The sequence below is a fragment of the Vibrio sinus genome (assembly GCF_023634645.1).
GTDB classification, from domain to species: domain Bacteria; phylum Pseudomonadota; class Gammaproteobacteria; order Enterobacterales; family Vibrionaceae; genus Vibrio; species Vibrio sinus.
In genome coordinates, this window is the sequence record NZ_JAMKMR010000002.1 from 296,705 (window position 1) to 317,858 (window position 21,154).

The 21,154-nt window shown below is 44.4% G+C and carries 17 protein-coding genes and 1 tRNA gene; 8 read left to right on the forward strand and 10 right to left on the reverse strand.

Going from position 1 to position 21,154, the window contains the following annotated elements; genetic code table 11:
- The first annotated feature begins 24 nt into the window (after positions 1-24).
- Both M9194_RS03855 and M9194_RS03860 read left to right on the forward strand, forming a co-directional pair.
- On the forward strand, positions 25-1,608 hold the full coding sequence (locus tag M9194_RS03855) for an ATP-binding protein (RefSeq protein ID WP_250611140.1): 1,584 nt from the start codon (positions 25-27) through the stop codon (positions 1,606-1,608).
- A 2-nt stretch (positions 1,609-1,610) separates the two neighbouring features.
- On the forward strand, positions 1,611-2,297 hold the full coding sequence (locus tag M9194_RS03860) for a response regulator (protein WP_250611103.1): 687 nt from the start codon (positions 1,611-1,613) through the stop codon (positions 2,295-2,297).
- Between the two features lie 38 nt (positions 2,298-2,335).
- Here M9194_RS03860 and M9194_RS03865 read toward each other — a convergent pair whose 3' ends face one another.
- From M9194_RS03865 to M9194_RS03880, 4 genes are all read right to left on the reverse strand, one after another.
- On the reverse strand, positions 2,336-3,865 hold the full coding sequence (locus M9194_RS03865; RefSeq protein WP_250611105.1) for a tripartite tricarboxylate transporter permease: 1,530 nt from the start codon (positions 3,863-3,865) through the stop codon (positions 2,336-2,338).
- A gap of 9 nt (positions 3,866-3,874) precedes the next feature.
- Positions 3,875-4,354, reverse strand: a complete 480-nt coding sequence (locus tag M9194_RS03870) for a tripartite tricarboxylate transporter TctB family protein (protein ID WP_250611106.1) — start codon at positions 4,352-4,354, stop codon at positions 3,875-3,877.
- A gap of 87 nt (positions 4,355-4,441) precedes the next feature.
- Positions 4,442-5,413, reverse strand: coding sequence for a tripartite tricarboxylate transporter substrate binding protein (locus tag M9194_RS03875; protein ID WP_250611107.1), 972 nt, complete (start codon positions 5,411-5,413; stop codon positions 4,442-4,444).
- Positions 5,414-5,663: 250 nt separating this feature from the next.
- Complete coding sequence (locus M9194_RS03880; protein WP_250611108.1) at positions 5,664-6,935, reverse strand: NRAMP family divalent metal transporter; 1,272 nt, start codon at positions 6,933-6,935, stop codon at positions 5,664-5,666.
- Positions 6,936-7,111: 176 nt separating this feature from the next.
- On the opposite strand from M9194_RS03880, the gene rluA reads away from it, so the two are divergent.
- Positions 7,112-7,849 carry a bifunctional tRNA pseudouridine(32) synthase/23S rRNA pseudouridine(746) synthase RluA gene (rluA, locus tag M9194_RS03885; protein ID WP_250611109.1) on the forward strand — a complete coding sequence of 246 codons (738 nt, stop codon included), beginning with the start codon at positions 7,112-7,114 and terminating at the stop codon, positions 7,847-7,849.
- Positions 7,850-7,881: 32 nt separating this feature from the next.
- Here rluA and M9194_RS03890 read toward each other — a convergent pair whose 3' ends face one another.
- From M9194_RS03890 to pepA, 4 genes are all read right to left on the reverse strand, one after another.
- Positions 7,882-8,658 (reverse strand): substrate-binding periplasmic protein, encoded by a 777-nt coding sequence (locus M9194_RS03890; protein WP_250611110.1) that lies wholly within the window; start codon positions 8,656-8,658, stop codon positions 7,882-7,884.
- A 107-nt stretch (positions 8,659-8,765) separates the two neighbouring features.
- Positions 8,766-11,624, reverse strand: a complete 2,859-nt coding sequence (locus M9194_RS03895) for a valine--tRNA ligase (protein WP_250611111.1) — start codon at positions 11,622-11,624, stop codon at positions 8,766-8,768.
- A 103-nt stretch (positions 11,625-11,727) separates the two neighbouring features.
- Positions 11,728-12,177, reverse strand: coding sequence for a DNA polymerase III subunit chi (locus tag M9194_RS03900; RefSeq protein ID WP_250611112.1), 450 nt, complete (start codon positions 12,175-12,177; stop codon positions 11,728-11,730).
- A 36-nt stretch (positions 12,178-12,213) separates the two neighbouring features.
- Positions 12,214-13,722 (reverse strand): leucyl aminopeptidase, encoded by a 1,509-nt coding sequence (gene pepA, locus M9194_RS03905; RefSeq protein ID WP_250611113.1) that lies wholly within the window; start codon positions 13,720-13,722, stop codon positions 12,214-12,216.
- 190 nt (positions 13,723-13,912) lie between these two features.
- Between pepA and lptF the strand changes: the two genes are divergently transcribed.
- Together lptF and lptG are read left to right on the forward strand one after the other, a co-directional pair.
- Complete coding sequence (gene lptF / locus M9194_RS03910) at positions 13,913-15,019, forward strand: LPS export ABC transporter permease LptF (RefSeq protein WP_250611114.1); 1,107 nt, start codon at positions 13,913-13,915, stop codon at positions 15,017-15,019.
- Between the two features lie 2 nt (positions 15,020-15,021).
- The gene (gene lptG, locus M9194_RS03915; protein WP_250611115.1) at positions 15,022-16,092 is read left to right on the forward strand and encodes an LPS export ABC transporter permease LptG; all 1,071 of its coding nucleotides are present in this window, start codon (positions 15,022-15,024) and stop codon (positions 16,090-16,092) included.
- A 63-nt stretch (positions 16,093-16,155) separates the two neighbouring features.
- Here lptG and M9194_RS03920 read toward each other — a convergent pair whose 3' ends face one another.
- On the reverse strand, positions 16,156-16,626 hold the full coding sequence (locus M9194_RS03920; RefSeq protein ID WP_250611142.1) for an RDD family protein: 471 nt from the start codon (positions 16,624-16,626) through the stop codon (positions 16,156-16,158).
- A 193-nt stretch (positions 16,627-16,819) separates the two neighbouring features.
- Here M9194_RS03920 and M9194_RS03925 point away from each other — a divergent pair.
- Positions 16,820-16,904, forward strand: a tRNA-Leu gene (locus tag M9194_RS03925).
- 355 nt (positions 16,905-17,259) lie between these two features.
- On the opposite strand, the gene M9194_RS03930 is transcribed toward M9194_RS03925, so the two are convergent.
- Positions 17,260-17,532, reverse strand: coding sequence for a hypothetical protein (locus M9194_RS03930; protein ID WP_250611116.1), 273 nt, complete (start codon positions 17,530-17,532; stop codon positions 17,260-17,262).
- Between the two features lie 195 nt (positions 17,533-17,727).
- On the opposite strand from M9194_RS03930, the gene M9194_RS03935 reads away from it, so the two are divergent.
- Positions 17,728-19,428 (forward strand): ArnT family glycosyltransferase, encoded by a 1,701-nt coding sequence (locus M9194_RS03935; RefSeq protein WP_250611117.1) that lies wholly within the window; start codon positions 17,728-17,730, stop codon positions 19,426-19,428.
- A 320-nt stretch (positions 19,429-19,748) separates the two neighbouring features.
- Positions 19,749-21,011 carry a cyclic di-GMP phosphodiesterase gene (locus tag M9194_RS03940; protein WP_250611118.1) on the forward strand — a complete coding sequence of 421 codons (1,263 nt, stop codon included), beginning with the start codon at positions 19,749-19,751 and terminating at the stop codon, positions 21,009-21,011.
- Positions 21,012-21,154: the final 143 nt, after the last annotated feature.

Below are 21,154 nucleotides of genomic sequence, written 5' to 3' on the forward strand. Positions count from 1 at the left end.
TTTCGTCGTAAGTTATTAATTATTATGACACTTTCTGGCTTGGTTGAGCTTTTGGTGCTGACCGCTGCTGGTTTTATTTATATAAAACACTCGCAACAAGAAGAAATGGGATTGAAGGCATTAGGCATTGCGCGGTTTTTAGCCAAGTCTCCAACCGTAGTCCATATGGTGGCGAATGAGAATGCTACCGAGATCCCACTTGAATTTACGGAGCTGACGAAGCTGATAGGTGCCACCTTTATTGTTATCGGCAATGAAAAGGGCATTCGTCTGGTTCATCCACTACAAGAACGCATTGGTAAGTCAATGAAAGGGGGAGACAACCAAAAGGCGTTAAAGCTGGGAGACTCTTACGTATCTTATGCACAGGGTTCGTTGGGCTATTCAGTTCGTGGTAAGACACCAGTGGTTGATCACAATGGAAATATTATAGGTGTGGTCTCGGTTGGCTATTTGCTCGATAGCCTGCAAGACAGAATAGAGCCTTACCTTGCCTTTCTTATTGCGATGGCATTTTTGGTGGTGATTGTGAATGCCATCTTGTCTAACTATGCCTCAAGGCGCTTTCAAAAAGCGATTCTAGGCTTCGAGCCTGAGGAAATCAGCCAACTCTATGTTGAATTAGATGTCACCATGGGAACCATTAAAGAAGGTGTGATAAGTATTGATAGCACAGGGGTTGTCCGGTCGATAAATAAGAGTGCATGTGAAATATTGGATATTGAGCGGGAAAGTGTGCTCAATCAGCCCATTATTGATGTTCTGCCAGACAGTGATTTGGTAGAAATACTGGAGACAAAAAAACCGCAACACGATGTTGACCTGTATTTGAACGATAAGCACATCGTTGCCAATCGAAATCCGATAGTGGTCAAAGGGAAGGTGGTTGGTGCGGTATCCAGTTTTCGGCGTCGCGATGAAATCGCAGAGCTGACCAAACAATTATCTAAGACTCGTGAATATGCCGACTTGCTACGTTCACAAACTCACGAGCACCAAAATAAATTAAACACGATCAGCGGCTTGGTGCAGCTTGGTGAAACAGAGCAGGTGCAAAAGTTAATTGGCCAAGAATCTGAACGTTATCAAGCGTTGATAGGTTTTATCCGTGACGCTGTGCAAGACCCATTGGTGGCAGGATTATTGTTGGGAAAAACCGAGCGAGCTCGTGAGTTAGGCTTGGTGTTAGATATCGATGTGGGCAGTCGTCTTGAGCCTTTGCCCGAGCATATCTTGACGGAAGATGTGATTACCATCTTAGGCAACTTAATTGACAATGCTTTCGACGCTATGCGACATGAACCGGATCAGGCTGAAACTGTTCCTTATGAATCTGAAGGAGAGTCGGCGACCAAGGTGTTTGTTTCTATCAGTGACTTTGGTGAGGAAGTGATTTTAGAAGTGGAAGATACAGGATGTGGCTTGCCAGAGGGGATCCCTGTTGCCAAACTCGTCAAGAAAGGGGTGTCGAGCAAAGCGCAAAAGAACCGAGGAGTGGGGCTATATCTGGTGCACAAATTAGTCAAACAATACGATGGGCAAATGGAATTGATCTCAGGCTCGGTAAAGGGCACCAGAGCAACAGTGTATATCCCGAAAAGTAAGTGAATATGAAGACAACGACAAAAGTGATGATCATTGAAGATGATCAGGGCATCGCCGAGGTACATAACCGATATTTACAACAAATTGATGGATTTGAGGTGGTAGGTATTGCCACCTCACAAAGTGAAGCAGAAATACAGTTGGAGCTGTTACAGCCAGAGCTTGTGTTACTTGATGTGTATTTACCAGATGGCGATGGGCTAGATATTTTGCGCCAAGTGAGATTGCAAAAACAGCACTGTGATGTGATCTTAATTACCGCTGCTCGAGATGTGGATACCTTACAAGAAGCGATGCGTGGTGGCGTGGTTGACTATTTGTTAAAGCCAGTGATTTTCTCCCGTCTTGAGTCAGCGCTGAATAAATATCGTGCTCAGAAGCAAGAGTTGGCTAGCGCGTCAGATCTTGATCAGAAGCTGGTCGATAAAATGCTGCAGCCTTCCAGTCAATCCGAATCCGACGCCAATCAATTACCCAAAGGGATTGATGGTATGACCCTAGATAAGATCCGGGCACTTTTTACCGAGGAGATTCAACTCACGGCTGACGAGGCTGGGGTAAAAATTGGAGCCAGCCGCACTACAGCAAGGCGTTATTTGGAATATTTGATTGGCACTGGCGAGCTGGTTGCAGATATTGAGTATGGCACGGTAGGCCGCCCGGAACGAAGCTATAAAAAGTTAGTCAGGTAAGTGATAACTTACCTGACGTTGTTCAGATTATTGTGTGGCTAATTGGTCGCCGACGTGGTTTGACGCTGTTTAAAGTAGCTGATGGCTTTGCTGAGGATCGGAGCGGCTAAAACCACGACCGCTAGAGTAGTGAACACCGCTGTAATTGGACGATCCCATAAGAAGCTTAATTCACCATCACTGATCATCAGTGCCCGCCTTAAATTCTCTTCCATCAGCCCACCCAATATAAAGCCAAGTAATAGCGGTGCAAGTGGGAAATTTGCCAGCCTCAAAGCAATAGCGGCCATGGCAATGATCAGCATGATAAACACATCCATAGTATTAAACGACACCAGATACACCCCTGTGATGGAGAAGAAAAGTATCATGGGCAGCAATACAGTGCGTGGCACCATCAATAGCTTAGAAATATACGGAATTAACGGCAAATTGAGGATAATCAACACGATATTACCAAAATACATCGAGATAATGACTGACCAAAATACATCTGGGTGATCGACAAATAGTCTTGGGCCTGGCTGTATACCATAGGCGATGAGTGCCCCTAACATGATTGCTGTGGTGCCCGAGCCAGGAATACCTAGCGTTAATAGCGGGACGAAAGAGCCACTTGAGGCCGCATTGTTGGCAGACTCTGGTGCGACAAGGCCGCGTATACTGCCTTTACCAAACTCTTCCCGTTTCTTTTTCGGTGCAAGGTTGCGCTCCATACCATAGCTTAAAAACGCAGCTATGGTAGCGCCAGCGCCAGGTAACACACCAGTAAAGAAGCCCAGCACAGAAGAGCGCAGAGACACCGGAGCGACTTCTTTTATTTCCTCTTTGCTGACTTTCATACTGCCAATGTTATTTAGCTTACTGCTCTCCTCTTTTCGAGTATCGTTTTGCGGCTTGAGAACTCCCATTAAAGTCTCACCCAGGGCAAAAGTCGCCATCGCTAACAACAAGAAGCTGAACCCATCCATCAGATCAGTGAAACCAAAGGTGAAACGCTCGACGCCCACTCCTTTGTCTATACCCACTGTAGAAAGCATCAAGCCTAGAATGGTCATCATCCAAGCTTTTAGTACTTGGCCTTTACCTGCAAATGCGGCAACCGCGGATAAACCTACGAGCATTAATGCAAAATAATCGGATGACTGAAAGCTCAACGACACACTGGCTAGTGCCGGGGCGGCAACCAACAACATGATGGCGGAAAGGGTCCCTCCGGTGAATGACGAGTAGGCGGCCAGAGCCAGTGCTTTACCAGCCATGCCTTTTTGTGCCATGGGATAGCCATCAAAAGCTGTGACAACCGTTGACGAGCAGCCTGGTGCATTGATGAGAATGGAGGAGGTCGAGCCGCCAAAGACAGCGCCATAATACACACCTGCCATTAATATCAGCCCAGAGGCAGGATCGAGGCCATAACTAATAGGAATCATCAGTGCAATGGCTGAAATAGGGCCTAATCCAGGTAGCATGCCGATGAAAGTCCCAACGAAACAGCCAACAATGACCATCATAATATTCATCGGCATGACCGCGGTGGAAAGCCCCGCTAATATTCCGTCTAACATATTATTCTCCTACCAAGCCGAAAATAAAACGCCAGGCTCGAGATAGATGTCTAGGCCTTGCGTGAGTAATAGATAAAATGCGATAACAAAGGGAAAGGATGCGCCAAAGAGGATGGACTTTTTTCTCTCACCCAACAGATAAAAACCCGCCAGTAAAAATAGCCCAGTAGCCAGTACAAAGCCGATGTAGTTCAGGCCTAAGCCATATAACGCCATCAATACGAGAAAGCCACTAAGCAGTTTCCAGTTAAATCCGAGTAAAGACGCGCTTTTCTCATCAGGTTTGGCTGTCACCAGAAGTATTAGCGACAAAATAACGCCAAATGCGGTGAGCAGGGTAGGTAGCGTTCGAGCGGTAAAAGGTTCGTATTCATCACCGGGGAACATGGGAATTTGTGAGGTTTGGTAGCCGTAGCCAAGACACACGAGCAGAAAAATCATCGCAGCGATGCGGTCGCGACAAAATAGCATTGTTGATTGTACAGACATAACATATCCAAGACTAAAAGAGAGAATGCTTAAAGGTAGACGGAGCTGAGATCAGGTAACCTCTACTCCGTCTAGTGGTGGCGCAAGTTAGTTAAGGAAGCCGAGTTCACGCATCAGTGATCCCATTTGCTTTTCTTGGTCTTCAAGAAAGTGGTAAAAATCTTGATCGGGTTTGTAATTATCAATCCAACCATTTCGATTGCGCACCGTTGCCCACTCGTCGGTTTTATACATGTCTTTGAGCACTAAGTTGTACTGATCTATCTTGGCTTGAGATATGCCGGGAGCGGCAAAGAATCCACGCCAGTTGGCAAATACGGTTTTGTTGCCATATTCGGTTAGTGTTGGAACATCAGGTGCGGAAGGTAGGCGCTTTGGCGCGGTGACCGCCAATATTCTTACCTGGCCATTTTTCGACATTTCCAATACTTCACCTAGGCCCGTGGATAAAAGCTGTGTTTCACCAGATAACAGGGCGGCCATCGCTTTTCCTCCGGCATCGTAGGCAATGTAACGAACTTTCTTAGGATCAAATCCTTCGCCTTTGAATGCAGCGGCAATTACCAAGTGATCAGCACTACCGCGTGCCGAGCCTCCGGCAATTTTCACTTTACGCGGGTTAGCTTTAAAATCGTTGACCACCTGTTGCCAGTTTTTATATTTAGAGTCAGCAGACACAACGATGGCACCATAATCGGCGATAGTTGCTGCTACGGGAGTCAGATCGCGAAAAGATTGAGGAAAAATGCCGGTCAGCGATCGAATCACAATGGGGGTTGAATTGACCATCAAGGTATCACCTTGACGCTTGGCGGTCTCTATGAGGTGAGCAATCGCTTTGCCGCCACCGCCGCCTGAGAGATTTTGAAACGATACCTTATCGACAATGCCTGCTTTGACCAACGCATCACCAGTGCTTCTTGCGGTCATATCCCAGCCACCACCAGCGCCGCCTGGAATTAAAAAGTGGATTTTCTGCATATCAGAAGCGAATGTACTCAGTGAGACGCTGGCTGTTAGGGCCAGTGCTGTCAATGTTTTTGTAAGTCCTTTGACCATGTCGTTTCCCCCGTTGGATACAGTTTTTAATTTTTTGATTGTTAAATTTATGTTTATTTTTGTGGTTGGTTGTTAACTTAGAATGGGGAGAGAGGATTGGACAGATAGAGAAATTAAAAAGAATAAAAAATAAAAAGTGAATAATGTTCATATTGTTCATGAACAGGCGATAGGCATGAATCAGCCACATAGAGTCGTGGCTGATAGGCTAGGCTAGGGTTGGGTGAGTGTGGCCTGAATAGGGGTTAGATCAGATAAACCACTTCCACCAAACGAATATCGCTAAAAAGCCAAACAGATAAACCAGCCCTAAGATGGACAACGATTTAAGTATCTTGCCCGATCTTGTCTCAGATGGCAGAGCAGGATTATTAATTAATAGGTAGTTTAACAGAGCAAAAAATGGCGTAGTGATAAAAGCCATGATCATGGCAAAGTTGAGCATTGGCATTAATGATGAAGAAAAGAATAGCAATATGATGATGGCGCAGATAGAAATCACCCACATCCAAGCTTGAGTCACTTTGCTGTTGCATTCAGGCTGACGCTTCAGTAGTCGTTGGGACTCTGAAATGACCCTAGCGTATCCATCAATCACCGTAATGGTACTGCCAAAGATACAGAAAAAGGCAATGATGGCGATAAGATAACGTGACCACTCGCCAATGGTAGTGGCATACATGCCGACTAGTTGGTGGGTAAATCCGACCCCGGAACTAGATAGCTGAGCCCCTGAACCGTGGATGATGAGTGCGCCTAATGCTAAGAATATCAAGGCTAATAAGGTGGTCCCTATATAGCCGACATTAAAGTCAAAAAATGCCGATTGTGCGGTGACGTTATGATGTCGCTTCTGATTTTTCAGCCACATTGAAGTAATGCTGGAAATCTCAATTGGAGCAGGCATCCAGCCCATGGTTATTACTATAAAGCCGATGGCTGCAAGGTTCCAAGGAGATAACTCTGGCTGTATGACTTGTGTGCTGGCAGGCAAATCTAAAGCAATCAGCACTGCCACAACAGTTGCAATAGACAAGGTTGCCATAATGAATTTGGAGAGTAGGTCGAGAGCACGATAATGTCCTGCGATCAAAATGGCTAAGCACACGGCGACAATTATGGTCGATAGCCAGGTGATAGGTAAGGTGACAGGAAGAAAGTAGCCCAATAAATTGGCGCTGAATATGACCAACGCCGCGGTATTGATAAAGGCTGAAATGATACACAAGAAGGCATATAGGTACAGATAAAATCGGCCAAGTAGAGAATATCCTTCGACTAAGCTTTTGCCTGTCCCCATTGTGTATTGAACACCAGCGCGAAAAAAAGGGTACTTTAAGATATTGACCAACAAAATCAGCCCGGCGAGCTGCCATCCATATATCGCACCTGCTTTGGTCGATGCCACAAGGTGTGATCCTCCGACAGCGGCTGCGGCCATCATGATACCAGGGCCAAGTAATCGAATCAGTTTGGTGATAGGTAATGGAGAAGAAGAGTTGAGCGGAGGTGTTTGATCCATGTTTGCTTCCTGCGGTTTGGTTTTTTCAGTGATTTATTATTCTCTATTTAACCATGCAATCTTACTGGCAGCGATAGTGAGGAATGTGATCGGTTTTACTTTTTAGTACAAGGGCAGTCCAGCTAGGGTATAATCCGGCCAATTTTACGCTCGAACCGAACAGGCTGCTGCATGACATGGCTATGACTGAATACCATCCACCAACTGACCCGTGGATTAACATTGTGTTTGAAGATGAACACCTTTTAGTGGCCAACAAGCCACCAGGGTTGCTTTCCGTGCCAGGTAAACGAGAAGAGCATTATGACAGTTTGTGGAGCCGACTTGTTGCTGACTTTCCTGATATCCAGGTGGTCCATCGCTTGGATATGTCTACTTCTGGTCTTATGCTATTTGCTAAAAATAAATCGGCAGAACGCACGTTGAAGAAGCAATTTCAATATCGCTTAACTCACAAGATCTATTATGCCCGTGTGTGGGGGAATATTGAGAACGATAAAGGTGAGATCGATTTGCCCTTAATCTGTGATTGGCCAAACCGTCCGAAGCAAAAAGTATGTTTTGAACATGGCAAGCCTTCTAAAACTTTGTATCAGGTTGTTGAAAGAGAAGACAAATGCTGTGTCGTTCGCTTGTTACCCATTACGGGCCGGTCACATCAGCTTAGAGTTCATATGCAGGCATTAGGCAACCCTATTGTTGGTGATGAATTTTATGCTGGCGAAGAGGCGTTAGCATTTTCCGAACGTCTTCAATTACATGCTGCAGAATTGAGCTTTTACCACCCTGAGACTGAAAAGCTGTCTAATGTTTTTGCTGAGTGTGAATTTTACCCCGCGGCGAAAGCACAGATTTTTCAGCACTTTGATGCGGCACCAATGCTACCAGACTACAAAAAATTACCTAGACCATAACGTTCTCAGCTGCAATCACGTTATTAAGAGCATCACTTTACAGTGTTGTTTGAGTGTTCAAGTTTCCATTTACTCAGCCCTTGATTAAACTCAGCGAGAATTTTTTCGCTGTTTGGGTGAGATTTTGGAATCAACAAGTAGTTGTGATTGGTGAGAAATGCTACTGGGTGGTGGGTGATTTGGCCTTCTAATTCAGGCTGCTGCATTAGCACGTAGTAGCCGATATGCACCTCTTCAGGGTACAAATCAATACGTTTGTGAGATAAGCGCAATAAATTCTGTTTTGGCTCGTTGACTCGGCTCATCGTAACTTGTTTGTCTTCGATCAGTTGGTTAAGTTCATCGCCATAACTATAACCTAGGCCACCACCAAGATGTTTGCCTTTTATGTCGCTGAGGGTTTTCCAGTCGAATTGATTATCGACGTGGTGAAAAAACACGAACTCTTCGCGACTGACTGGCTCGCTATAGTGAAAGTGCTCGGTTCTAGCCTCGTCAAACATCCATATCGCGGTGGCATCAAATTTACCTTGTGCAGCTTCATTGTAAGCGCGTTTCCACGGCAGGAAATAAAACTCGACTTGGTAACCTTGGTAAGCAAATGCTTGAGTGACAATCTGTGCAACAAAGCCGTGGTTTTGTAAGTTTTGACCTATAAATGGTGGCCATTCACCAGCGCTGATGCGTATCACTTTATTATCGACGGAAGAAGATGGGGTTGTCTCAGCCAGTGAAGAACTGCTACTAAGTAACAAAGCTAAGGTTAACAGTAGCGCAATATGTTTTAGCGAGTGCAAGCGAGAATCCATGCCACGTTCCTCCCTACGAACCCTCTTTTTTAATGGTAGTCAATAAATGGGTAAATAGGCAGAAAAAAGGCAGCACAGAGGCTGCCTAGGAATGAATATCTTAGCGATTAAAGATTAGAGATCGTTTGGATCTGCTCTTCAAGCTTAACCAAAGTTTCTTTGTAGCCTTCAAGTTTGGCACGCTCTTTAGCCACGACCGCTTCGGGCGCTTTGGCAACAAAGCCTTGGTTATTAAGCTTGCCTTCAATGCGTTTTATTTCGCCTTGTGTCTTTTTCACTTCGCCATCAAGACGAACCAGCTCAGCGTCTTTATCAATCAATCCGGCCATTGGGATCATTAGCTCAGACTTTGCGACTAGTGCGGTTGCACATGCTGGAGTTTGTTCATCAGCAGACAGCACACGGATGGACTCAAGCTTAGCTAATGAAGTTAATACTTGCTGGTTTGCTTGTAAGCGCGCGGCATCTTCATTGTTTGCCGCTTTCAGCATGACTTCAAGAGGCTTACCCGGATTGATATCGTACTCAGCACGTAGGTTACGAATGCTAGTAATGAATGACTTCACCCATTCAATATCATCGAGTGCAGCTTGGTTAAAGTTTGCTTCGTCATATTGAGGAAGCGCTTGCAGCATGATGGTGTCACCTTCCACGCCATCAACCAGTGGTTTGACACTTTGCCAAATGGTCTCGGTGATGTACGGCAACACTGGGTGTGCTAGGCGAAGCGTTTTCTCAAGTACGGTAATAAGAGTGCGACGAGTACCGCGCTGCTGGGCGTCAGTCCCTTTCCATAAAACTGGTTTAGTCAGTTCCAAATACCAGTCACAGAATTGGTTCCAGATGAACTCGTAGATAGTGTTGGCTGCCATATCCAAACGGTAGTTATCAATATGACCATTGAACTCTTTAGCGGCGAGTTCAAATTGAGACTCTATCCATTTGTCAGCCAGAGAGAACTCAACCTCACCACCGTTGAAGCCGCAGTCTTGCTCTTCGGTGTTCATCAGAACATAACGGCTTGCATTCCACAGTTTATTACAGAAGTTACGGTAACCTTCTAGGCGCTTCATGTCCCAATTGATATCGCGGCCAGTCGAGGCCATGGCAGCAAGTGTGAAACGAAGTGCGTCTGTTCCGTAAGCTTCAATGCCGTTTTCAAATGTTTTACGCGTGTTCTTTTCTATCTTTTTAGCTAGCTGGGGCTGCATCATATTGCCCGTGCGCTTAGCGACTAGTGACTCAAGATCGATACCATCAATCATATCGATTGGGTCAAGTACGTTACCTTTCGATTTCGACATTTTATCGCCGTTTTCGTCACGAATCAGGCCCGTAACGTAAACGGTTTTGAACGGCACTTGTGGTTTGCCATTGTCGTCTTTACAGAAGTGCATGGTCATCATGATCATGCGAGCAACCCAGAAGAAAATGATGTCAAAACCTGTAACAAGCACGTCTGAAGGGTGGAAAGTTTTCAGATCGTCAGTTTGCTCAGGCCAGCCCTGAGTGCCAAATGTCCAAAGTGCAGATGAGAACCAAGTATCTAGTACGTCATCATCTTGGCGAAGCACAACAACAGGCGCTAAGTTGTTCTTTTCACGAACTTCTTCTTCGGTGCGACCGACATATACGTTGCCATCGTTGTCATACCATGCCGGAATTCGGTGGCCCCACCAAAGTTGGCGTGAGATACACCAGTCTTGAATATCGCGCATCCACGAGAAATACATATTCTCATATTGCTTCGGCACAAATTGAATGTCACCATCTTCGACGGCTTTGGTTGCGGTTTCAGCCAGCGGAGCGGTGCGAACATACCACTGGTCAGTGAGCATAGGCTCGATGACCACGCCACCACGGTCACCATAAGGGACGGTGAGATCGTGATCTTTGATTTCATCAAGTAGACCAAGTTGTTCAAATTCGGCAACAATCGCTTTACGGGCGGCAAAACGCTCCATTCCGTGATATTTTTCAGGCAGTACAGTCGAGTAGGCATCACTAGGCTCACCATTGGTGGTGAAGACTTCTGCAGCGTCGCGTATGTCTGCATTGAACGTTAGAATGTTGATCATTGGTAGCTGGTGGCGCTTGCCAACTTCATAGTCATTGAAGTCGTGAGCTGGCGTGATTTTCACACAACCTGTGCCTTTTTCCATGTCGGCGTGTTCATCGCCCACAATTGGAATACGACGATCAACAATAGGAAGCAGGATTTCTTTACCAATGAGATCTTTATAACGAGGATCTTCTGGGTTAACAGCCACACCAGTATCGCCGAGCATGGTCTCTGGACGGGTTGTAGCAACCACAATATAGTCTTTACCTTCTGCCGTTTTTACGCCATCAGCTAAAGGGTAGCGGAAGTGCCACATGTGGCCTTTCTTATCTTTGTTTTCTACTTCTAAATCAGAGATCGCGGTGTGTAGTTTTGGATCCCAGTTAACAAGACGTTTGCCACGGTAAATGAGGTCTTCTTCGTAGAGACGAACAAACACTTCTTGAACCGCATTGGACAGGCCATTGTCCATGGTGAAGCGTTCGCGATCCCAATCCACAGAAGCACCTAGACGGCGAAGCTGCTTAGTGATGGTGCCACCTGACTCGCCTTTCCACTCCCAGATTTTGTCGATGAATGCATCGCGGCCGTAGTCGTGCTTAGTCTTTCCTTCTTCGGCAGCAATCTTACGCTCAACCACCATTTGTGTGGCAATACCTGCGTGGTCAGTACCTACTTGCCACAAGGTATTTTTGCCTTTCATGCGTTGGCAACGTATCAAAGTATCCATGATAGTATCTTGGAACGCATGGCCCATGTGCAGGCTACCAGTGACGTTCGGTGGCGGTATCATGATACTGTATGATTCTTTTGTGGTGTCACCGTGTGGCTTAAAGTAGCCTTTTTCTTCCCAAGCTTGGTATAAAGCTTGCTCAATTGAAGTTGGGTTGTATGTCTTTTCCATAGCGCTCTTAATGGATACTGTAATTGTGAGTATTAAATCAAACGTTATAAATGAGTCATCTTAATACAATCATTGACTAAGGTGCCTTAGCTATAAAGTTTGATTATGGGTGTTTTATTTCGATGGTTTGCATTTGAAATCCAGCTTGACGGTACATCTTATATCGAGCTCGGGCTAAATGCTTTGAATTTTCATCGCAAGGAACGAAGTCTATCACCTCTGTGAACTGGTTCGCAAAGGTTGAATTAATATCCGCTAAATTTATTATGATTTGTCGGTTCCACGATGGGTTAATGCCATCAAAACCAATCTCAACACTAGTGCCGTTTTTGGGGCCTTCACCGACTAGGTTATGTGGAATAAACTTGTCGGTTTCCAGACTCCAAAACGCTTCTGCAACTTCTTCTGCATGGGATCTATTCAAGCAGTTCAAATACACTTTGGCATTTTGTTGAACAAAGTGGTGGACAAGAAAAATCACGTACTCGATAAAGCCAGTAGGAGAGGCTTGCGGTGTATCTGCAGAGACGATGTAAAAGGTTGCGTTAGCCATAAAGGGTAAGAGAAAAGGGCCTTGCGGCCCTTATTATTATTCTTCGCTTTCTTGATCGCTGCGGTTTAGCAGGAACTGAACCAATAGCGATACTGGTCGGCCAGTTGAGCCTTTTGCAGCACCTGATTTCCAGGCTGTGCCTGCAATATCCAGGTGCGCCCAGTGATATTTCTTAGCAAATTTCGATAAGAAGCAGCCAGCGGTAATTGAACCACCAGGACGACCACCAATGTTAGCCATGTCGGCAAACGGGCTCTTAAGTTGATCATGGAATTCATCGGTCATCGGCAGGCGCCATGCACGATCGCTGGCTTGCTCTGATGCATTGATGATTTCATGGGATAGTGGGTTATGGTTCGACATGACGCCACTGATGTGATGACCCAGAGCGATAACGCACGCACCAGTCAAGGTTGCAACGTCAACCACACACTCAGGGCTAAAGCGCTCAACGTAAGTTAATGCGTCACACAATACCAACCGACCTTCCGCATCAGTATTGAGTACTTCTACGGTTTGGCCTGACATTGTCGTCAAAATATCACCAGGGCGATAAGCTTGGCCGCCAGGCATGTTTTCACAGCCAGCAAGGACGCCAATGACGTTAATTGGCAGATTCAGTTTTGCCAAGGCTTTCATGGTGCCGAATACTGAAGCGGCACCACACATGTCATATTTCATCTCATCCATGCCTTCGCCAGGCTTAAGTGAAATACCGCCAGAATCGAACGTCAGTCCTTTACCGACCAGTACGATAGGCTTGGCGTCAGAGTCTGGGTTGCCTTTATATTCAATGACAGACATCATAGATTCGTTTTTCGAACCACGACCGACCGCTAGGTATGAAGTCATGCCTAGCTTTTCCATTTCTTCTTCGCCAACAATTTTTGTGGTGACTGATTCAAAGTCATCTGCTAGGCGACGAGCTTGTGAGGCAAGATAAGCTGGGTTAGCTACATTTGGTGGCATGTTACCTAAGTCTTTACATGCTTTCACACCGGATGCAATCGCTAAACCATGAGTAATAGCTTTTTCACCAATATTGAGCTCGCGGCGAGTTGGCACGTTGAAGACCAATTTTCTTAATGGTCTGCGAGTTTCAGGCTTGCTGCTCTTAAATTGATCGAAAGTATACAAGCCGTCTTTGGTGGCTTCTACTGCTTGTCTTACTTTCCAGTAAGTGTCTCGCCCTTTAACGTGCAGCTCTGTAAGAAAGCATACCGCTTCCATTGAACCTGTTTCGTTTAAAGTGCTGATGGTTTTTTGGATGATTTCTTTGTATTGGCGCTCACCAAGTTCACGCTCTTTACCACACCCTACCAAAAGGACACGTTCAGAAAGTACACCTGGCACTTGATGCAGAAGTAACATCTGCCCAGGTTTACCTTCTAAATCACCGCGTCGTAGCAATGAGCTAATGTAGCCATCGCTAATTTTATCCAATTGCTCTGCGACCGGAGAAAGGCGACGTGGTTCGAAAACACCCACAACGATACATGCACTACGTTGCTTTTCTGGGCTACCACTTTTTACACTAAACTCCATGAGTACTCCTACATCCTGAAGACAAATAGAACTAAATGTTAGATAATGCAATCTTACTTGTTGAATCCGCGAGCGGATCATATTTAAATTAGCAAACTAACAGTTAGAAAAAAATTTAAAAATTATAAGGTTCAACGGGAAATTATAGTGATTCGATTAAAAATACAAGTTTTGTGTAGGTGATTTCAGCGTGATTATTGTTAGATATTTGATCCGCGAGACACTCAAGAGTCAGTTAGCAATCTTTTTTGTGCTTTTTTTAGTGTTTCTTAGCCAGCAATTTATCAGTGTGCTGGGTGATGCTTCGGACGGAAATATACCCGCTAATATGATTTTGTCCATCGTGGGTTTGAATATGCCACGTATGGGACAGCTGATGCTGCCACTGAGTATCTTTGTGGGTATCTTGCTTACTTTTGGCCGTTTATACGCTGAGAGTGAAATTACGGTGATGAATGCCACGGGGATTGGTAATAAATTCTTAGTCCATGCGGCGCTATATCTTGCTGTAATCACGATGGCAGTAGCTGGATTTAACTCATTGTGGTTATCACCTTGGGGTCAGCATAAAGTTGACGAAATCATGACGAAAATTGCAGCAGAAGATACCGTTGAACTGCTGAAAAAAGGCACTTTTCAGCCGACACCTGATGGCTCATCGGTCATTTTTATCGACAACATAAAGGATAAAAAACTGACTAATGTATTTGTTGCCCAGTTGCGCCCAAGGGGATCACTATTGCCGAGTGTTATCTTTTCTCATACAGGTGACATCACGGAGTCTAACACCGGGCGTCAAGTGATTACCCTTTATGATGGTACCCGATACGAAGGGGTGCCAACTCGATTAGACTATATGATCACTAATTTTGATAAGTACACCGGTGTGATAGGCAAACGAGCAGTCGGTCCGCCAGGGCGAGACTGGCAGGCAACGCCGACCTTAGACCTGATAAAAATGAATAGTTTGCCAGCGAAAGCCGAACTGCAATGGCGTATTTCGTTGGTGATATGTATTCCGCTTCTTACTATGTTGGTGGTGCCGCTTTCTAGAGTAAACCCAAGGCAAGGACGATTTGCCAAAATGGGCCCGGCTATATTGATTTACTTAACGTATTTCTTGTTAATCAGTGCGATGAAATCGAGCATTGAAGATGGCTCTATTCCTACATGGATTGGCTTGTGGCCAGCGAATGCGATTCTACTATTAGGCGCGATTGTGGTGAATTCGTTAGACGGAGTTTACGTCAGAAAATTAAAAGAGCGCTTCAAGTTGCGTAAGAAGAAGGTGGCCTAACCGTGTTTAAAATACTCGATTTATATATTGGCCGAACCATCATCGCCACCTCATCTATCGTGCTGGCTACTTTTGTCGGTCTATCTGGCATCATCAAGTATGTCGAGCAGCTAAGAAAGGTGGGTGAAGGGACTTATGATCTAATTCAGGCTTTTTATTTTGTGATTCTCAGTGTTCCTCGTGACATTGAAATGTTTTTCCCGTTAGCGGCATTATTGGGAGCCTTGATTGGCTTAGGGATGATGGCATCCAGTTCAGAGCTGGTGGTGATGCAAGCATCAGGCTTTTCCAAATTGGATATCGGTCTGTCTGTTTTGAAAACGGCGGTGCCTCTGATGATTATTGTCATGCTATTGGGAGAGTGGGGAGCTCCTCAAGCACAAAAAATGGCGCGAGATCTTAGAGCGTACGCGACCTCAAACGGGAAAATATTTTCCGCTAGAGCGGGGGTGTGGGCCCGGGATGCCAATGACTTTATGTTTATTGCCAAGGTAGATAACAACAAAGTCTATGGCCTGAATATGTGGCGATTTGGTACAGACAAGCAATTGAAAAGTGTTATCTATGCCAAAGAAGCGGACTTTGTGTCTGAGCATCACTGGCTAATGAAAAATGTCCAAATCACCAATTTTGTTAACTCACATCAGCTCAGCAAAACTGAAGTGCCAGAGAAAACTTGGACCACGTCGCTGGAGCCTGACAAGTTAGCTGTGGTGACAGTTAAACCCGCTGAGCTGTCGCTGAGTGGTTTGTACGATTATGTGAGTTATATGAAGGCGTCTGATCAGGATGCATCTCGTTATGAGCTGGCTTTATGGGGTAAAATTACATCGCCTATTTCCATCGCTGTAATGATGCTGTTAGCGCTGTCGTTCATATTTGGCCCGCTGAGAAGCGTTACCATGGGAGCACGAATCTTATCGGGTGTCATTGCCGGATTCACCTTCTACATTGCGAGTGAATTCTTTGGGCCACTTAGTCTAGTTTACGGATTCCCTCCGGTATTGGGGGCGATTGCACCGAGTATTGTGACACTAATGATTGCTTTGCTTCTATTACGAAGAAAGCTCTAGAAGCTGCAAATAATATAAAACGGGAAGGTCAAGTGACCTTCCCGTTTTGCTTTTTGGCTTTGCTCATGAAGCTTGCGGCAGTATGACTACTTCTGTTTTGGCGAGAATATCTTGAAGGCCCCGTTTACCAAATAACGCCAAGAAATTTGCGATGCCAAATAATGACGTGATGAGTCGAATTAGGACTTGAGAGGTAGAGACGTATTGCCCCTTTTGATTGATAAGTTTAAGCCGCCATGCACGCATTCCTAACGTTTGCCCCGCTTTACGCCAGAAATAAAGATAAAAAGCCAGCCATACACTCAGCAAATATGCGAAATACGCGAGGCTCCATATGGGGTGGTTATCCAGTAGATCCGCGATATCAACGTAGGAACCGAGACTGATAGCATTAAACTTTAGCAGTGCTTGAAGGGCGGCAACGATAACGCCTGCTGCGATCATCTCTATTGCAATTATGATTAGGCAATCGTAGAAAAGTGCACCCAATCGTCGTAATAGACCAGCTTTCGGTAGGGTCGATAAGTCCATCATCATTCCGTTACATCCATAGTAAATTATCTATGCAGGATATCGGTTCGACACCAAGAATAAAACGAATAAACGCGCAGATTTGCCACTTGTGGCTAAATATTCAGCAAACAACTGGAAATACTGACTTTTGCTCTTGCACCCGATAACTTCTTACGTATAATGCCTTTCCATCAACGGGCACAAGCCCAAAGATGCCGGTGTGGTGAAATTGGTATACACGACGGATTCAAAATCCGTTGCCTTCGGGCGTGGCGGTTCAAGTCCGCCCACCGGTACCACCTCTATTTTTATATAAAATCAAAGGCTTAAAGCAAGCCATTCTCAGAATCAGCTTTTCAATCTAATACTCGAACTTTCATCTATGTCGTAATTTTGCGTAGTATGCGAATGAGCTTTGTTCAATTGCTTTCCTTCCATAACGTTATAGACGTTTGCGTTCCATCTGTTGCCCTACATGATTTCTTCCCCAAAGTAGTCCAGACTCATAGTAGTTAGTTATTATGGGATACATATGTGCTTCACCTTGTTCACATCACATTCTATTTAAAGGTCGGCTTGTTACTAATTCTGCTTTGCCCCCTATATGTTGAGGCCAGACATTGGTTTTTCGGACATTATTGGTTTGAGCCGCAACTAGGATATGTCCGTAAAGGCACATTGATTTGCCGAGATATTTCCAGCTTCTACGCCATACGCGATAACGCCAATAAACAGCTCAATCGTTGGTACTTGGAACGAGAGTTGGTTAAAGACGGCAAGTGTCAGAAAATCTTGGCCGCAAGAAAAATCAAACTCACCGGGTATGGGAATAAAGTGCATTCGTTGCTTGAGTTTATCGAAAGCGATAAGCCACAAAGGTTCTGGTGGGTGAAGTGGATAGATGTGCGCCTTATTAACTAAATTCATGAGCTGGGGAGGTGTTAGGCATTTAAAGCTAGTGTCTATCTTTGTTGTCCGATTTTGCCAATACCAAACGACACTGTCAGAACTGTGTTAGTCACACTGGGTTAGCGATTGACATTTAGAGGTAGCGGGTTAGAGTGAGCCCCTATTATTGATTGTTTTCCACCCATATGCGTTATCGCTGAGATCACAGATTAAATGAAAGACAAAAAGATTGAGTTCTGGAAAGTTTGCTTAGTTTTGGCAAGCGTTGTCGTTACTTTTAGCGGCCTTTTTGATCACCAAGTTTGGACTCCAGATGAACCTCGAGTTGCTGCCATTATTCATAACATGTACATGACGGGCAACTTCATTATTCCATCCTACGCGAATATATCATTTGTAGAAAAGCCACCACTATTTTTTATCATTTCAACTTTGGTCATGCACATTACCCCTTTAGATGCGGTAATGTCAGGCAGGTTGGCGCTGGCGCTTTTATGTTTAGGCACTTTGTTCGTTACCTTTAAGTTAGTGAAAAGATTAAAAGATACTCAGTCTGCGTGGATTGCGTTTGCAATTTTGGCCACTTCTGAAGGTTTTATTCTCAACTTTCATTGGTTAAGGGTTGATGCATCTTTGATCTTTTTTGTGACAGCCGCCATTTGGGCATTTGCGGAAGCCTATTTTGCTAACAAAACTCGCTGGTTGTATTGGGCCGGGCTATTTACCGGGCTAGCATTTTTAAGCAAAGGCCCAGTTGCGATTGTCTTGATCTTTCCTGCTTGGGTGTATTTGTTGGCTCGGTATTGTTATTTGAGAAAACAAGACCAAGAGGTATTTCCGACAAACTCTAAGGTTGTGGCGCACCATGTTATTGGCATTGCGATCATGGTGATCACTATTGCATGTTGGGTATATCCCTTTTATCTCACCGCTTCTCCTCAACTTTGGTATGAGTGGTTTTGGCAAAATCAGGTTGGACGATTTACGGGTACCGCGGCAGCTGCCTTGGGACACGTTATTAAGGGCAGACCATTTTACTATTTAAATGGACTTACCGAGTATACGCTTCCTTGGACCGTGTTTTTCTTTGGCTGGTTTGTGCTTCTTGTAAAGCGTTATTTGAAAGAAAAATCCATTTCTTGGTATGACGGCTTTTTATTAGTGTGGTTTGCAACCGTTATATTCGTCTTCTCCTATTCAGAAACAAAGCGGTCGATGTACCTTGCTCCGCTAATGCCTCTTTTGGCAATGATATCAACTCAGGCAATCTCTCAGCTTAAGGGTAATTGGGTTAATCGATATAGGCAGGGTTGGGCTCTGCTTATGAGTGTGTTCCTTGTTTTAATCGCGACGACACCGCTTTGGTATCAGTTGTTACCAATGAAGAAAATTCCTGAGCGCACTATCACGTGGCTAGCTGAATGGCATTGGACAGCGGCTTTGATTTTTGTGTTTGTTGCGCTGATGTGGGTAGTGGAGACAACTAAGTGGAAAAGTTGGGTGAAAATGTCTGTGATTACTGCACTGTTTTTCTCAGCGGGCATCACACATTTGTTCCCAGGTATTGACGTGACCAAGGATATGCGAACGGATTTAAACAAGTTTGCTAGGCAGGTTCCGGTTGAGCAACGCTCCAAAATTGCCGGGATCAACTTTACTGAAACCATGTCATCGATTATCTATCTATTCGAAAACTGGCCAGTACATATGGTGAAGAAAAACCAAGCGGTCGCTATTTTGCAGGGTAAAGATCCTGTATACGATTCACTTTTGGTTGACTGTTACAATACGGAACTTGGCCCAGTTCAATGTGCATCATTAGATTACAAAGGAAAAATTAAAATCCTTGCGGAAGGTCATCCTCGAAGTAATAAGTCGCAAGACACGCTTTACTGGATTAAAGGAGTTCAATAGTTAGACTCCCTAGCGACTTCAAGATGCAGGACGTAGAGGTGGCTAGGGAGCAGGACAAGGGACTTAGTTTAGCTTACTCTAGGAGCAAATGTTTCTAGAGTGAGCTTGTATACATTTTCAAATAATTTAGAGCATAAGATGGTTGCGAGATGGACTAGATTGACTATCTTTTAAGTGTGTATTTTTACAAGTTTATCGTATGGGCTAGGTGCTCAATAGCATCAATAAATGCCATCGTCTAATTGTGTCGCTTACCATTCACACACACCTAACTCTTGAACCAAGGTGATATATAAGCTTAAACACAGGAGGTTGTTTTAGTGGCGAGTATTAAAATCACCGTTGATAGGCTTCAGCCAGGCCTCCATATTCGTCTTCCTGTCAAATGGAACGATCATCCCTTCCTGTTCAATAGTTTTAAGATCAAAAGTGAAGAACAGATAAACATGATTCGTCATCTGGGGATTGAGCATGTTTTTATAAACTTAAGTCAAAGTGATACCAAACCACTACCTCCAAATACAGAACCAGCTGCAGAAGCAAAGAATAAAGAAGACAAACAAGAAATAGATGCAGAAACCCAGAAAATGTGGGAAGAAAAGCAGCAACGGATAGAAAAGCTCAATGCCTATAGACGTAGAGTCATAAGTTGCGAAAAAGAGTTTGAACGCTCTTTATCTAGAATGCGAGCTGTGATGAATAAGATTCGCAGTCGTCCTGAGCAGGCCATAGGTGAAGCCACTCAGTTAGTTAGCGACATAGTTGATATACTTATGTGTGATGATCATGTCACTCTACACTTAATAAATAGTAAGAGTGAGTTTGAAGACGTCTATTTCCATTGTCTAAATGTATCTGTGATTGCTCTAATGATTGGTAAAGCAAAGGGGCTTGATGCTGAGAAGTTAAAGGAGCTGTCTTTTGCCTCTTTATTTCATGACATCGGTAAGTTAAAAGTGCCCACGACAATAGTTCGCAAGCAGGTACCACTGACAGAACCAGAAAAAAACTATCTTAAGCTACATACGAAGTATGGTGTAGAGCTTGCCAACAATATGGACTCTTTTCCTGAAAGTGCCATGAAAGTGATTGCTCAGCATCATGAGCTTAGCGATGGCTCAGGATATCCAGAAGGATTAAAAGAGTCTGAGATTGATGAGTTGGCCCAGATAGTGGCTTTAGCTAATGCTTACGATAATTTGTGTCATCCGAATATTCCTTCAGAGCAAAAAATTCCTTACGTTGCGCTATCCCACTTATATAAGAACTGTAAAAAGCACTATAACCAAGATAACTTGAATCTTCTGATCAAGTTTATGGGGGTCTATCCTCCAGGTACAGTGGTTCAACTATCGAATCAAATGGTCGGCTTGGTCATTTCTGTCAATAGTAAAGCGATATTGTTTCCCAATGTGCTGATTTATGACCCTTCAGTGCCTCGGACTCAAGCTCCAATTATCGAGTTAGAGGATAAAGACATAAAAATTGTTAACGCCATCCTACCTAATAAACTGCCAGATAAGGTGAAAGAGTATTTAAATCCGCGCTCACGTATCTCTTATTTCTTTGAAAGTGATGATTAACGATATAGTTAACCACATCATATTGTGTATATGTGGTGGATAATGCCTATTTGTTGTGGGTAAATGTCACTTCTAGCTCAAATTTTTCTCGAACACGTATTTAATATAAAAAATCTCAAAAAAACGCTTGCCAATAAACTTCC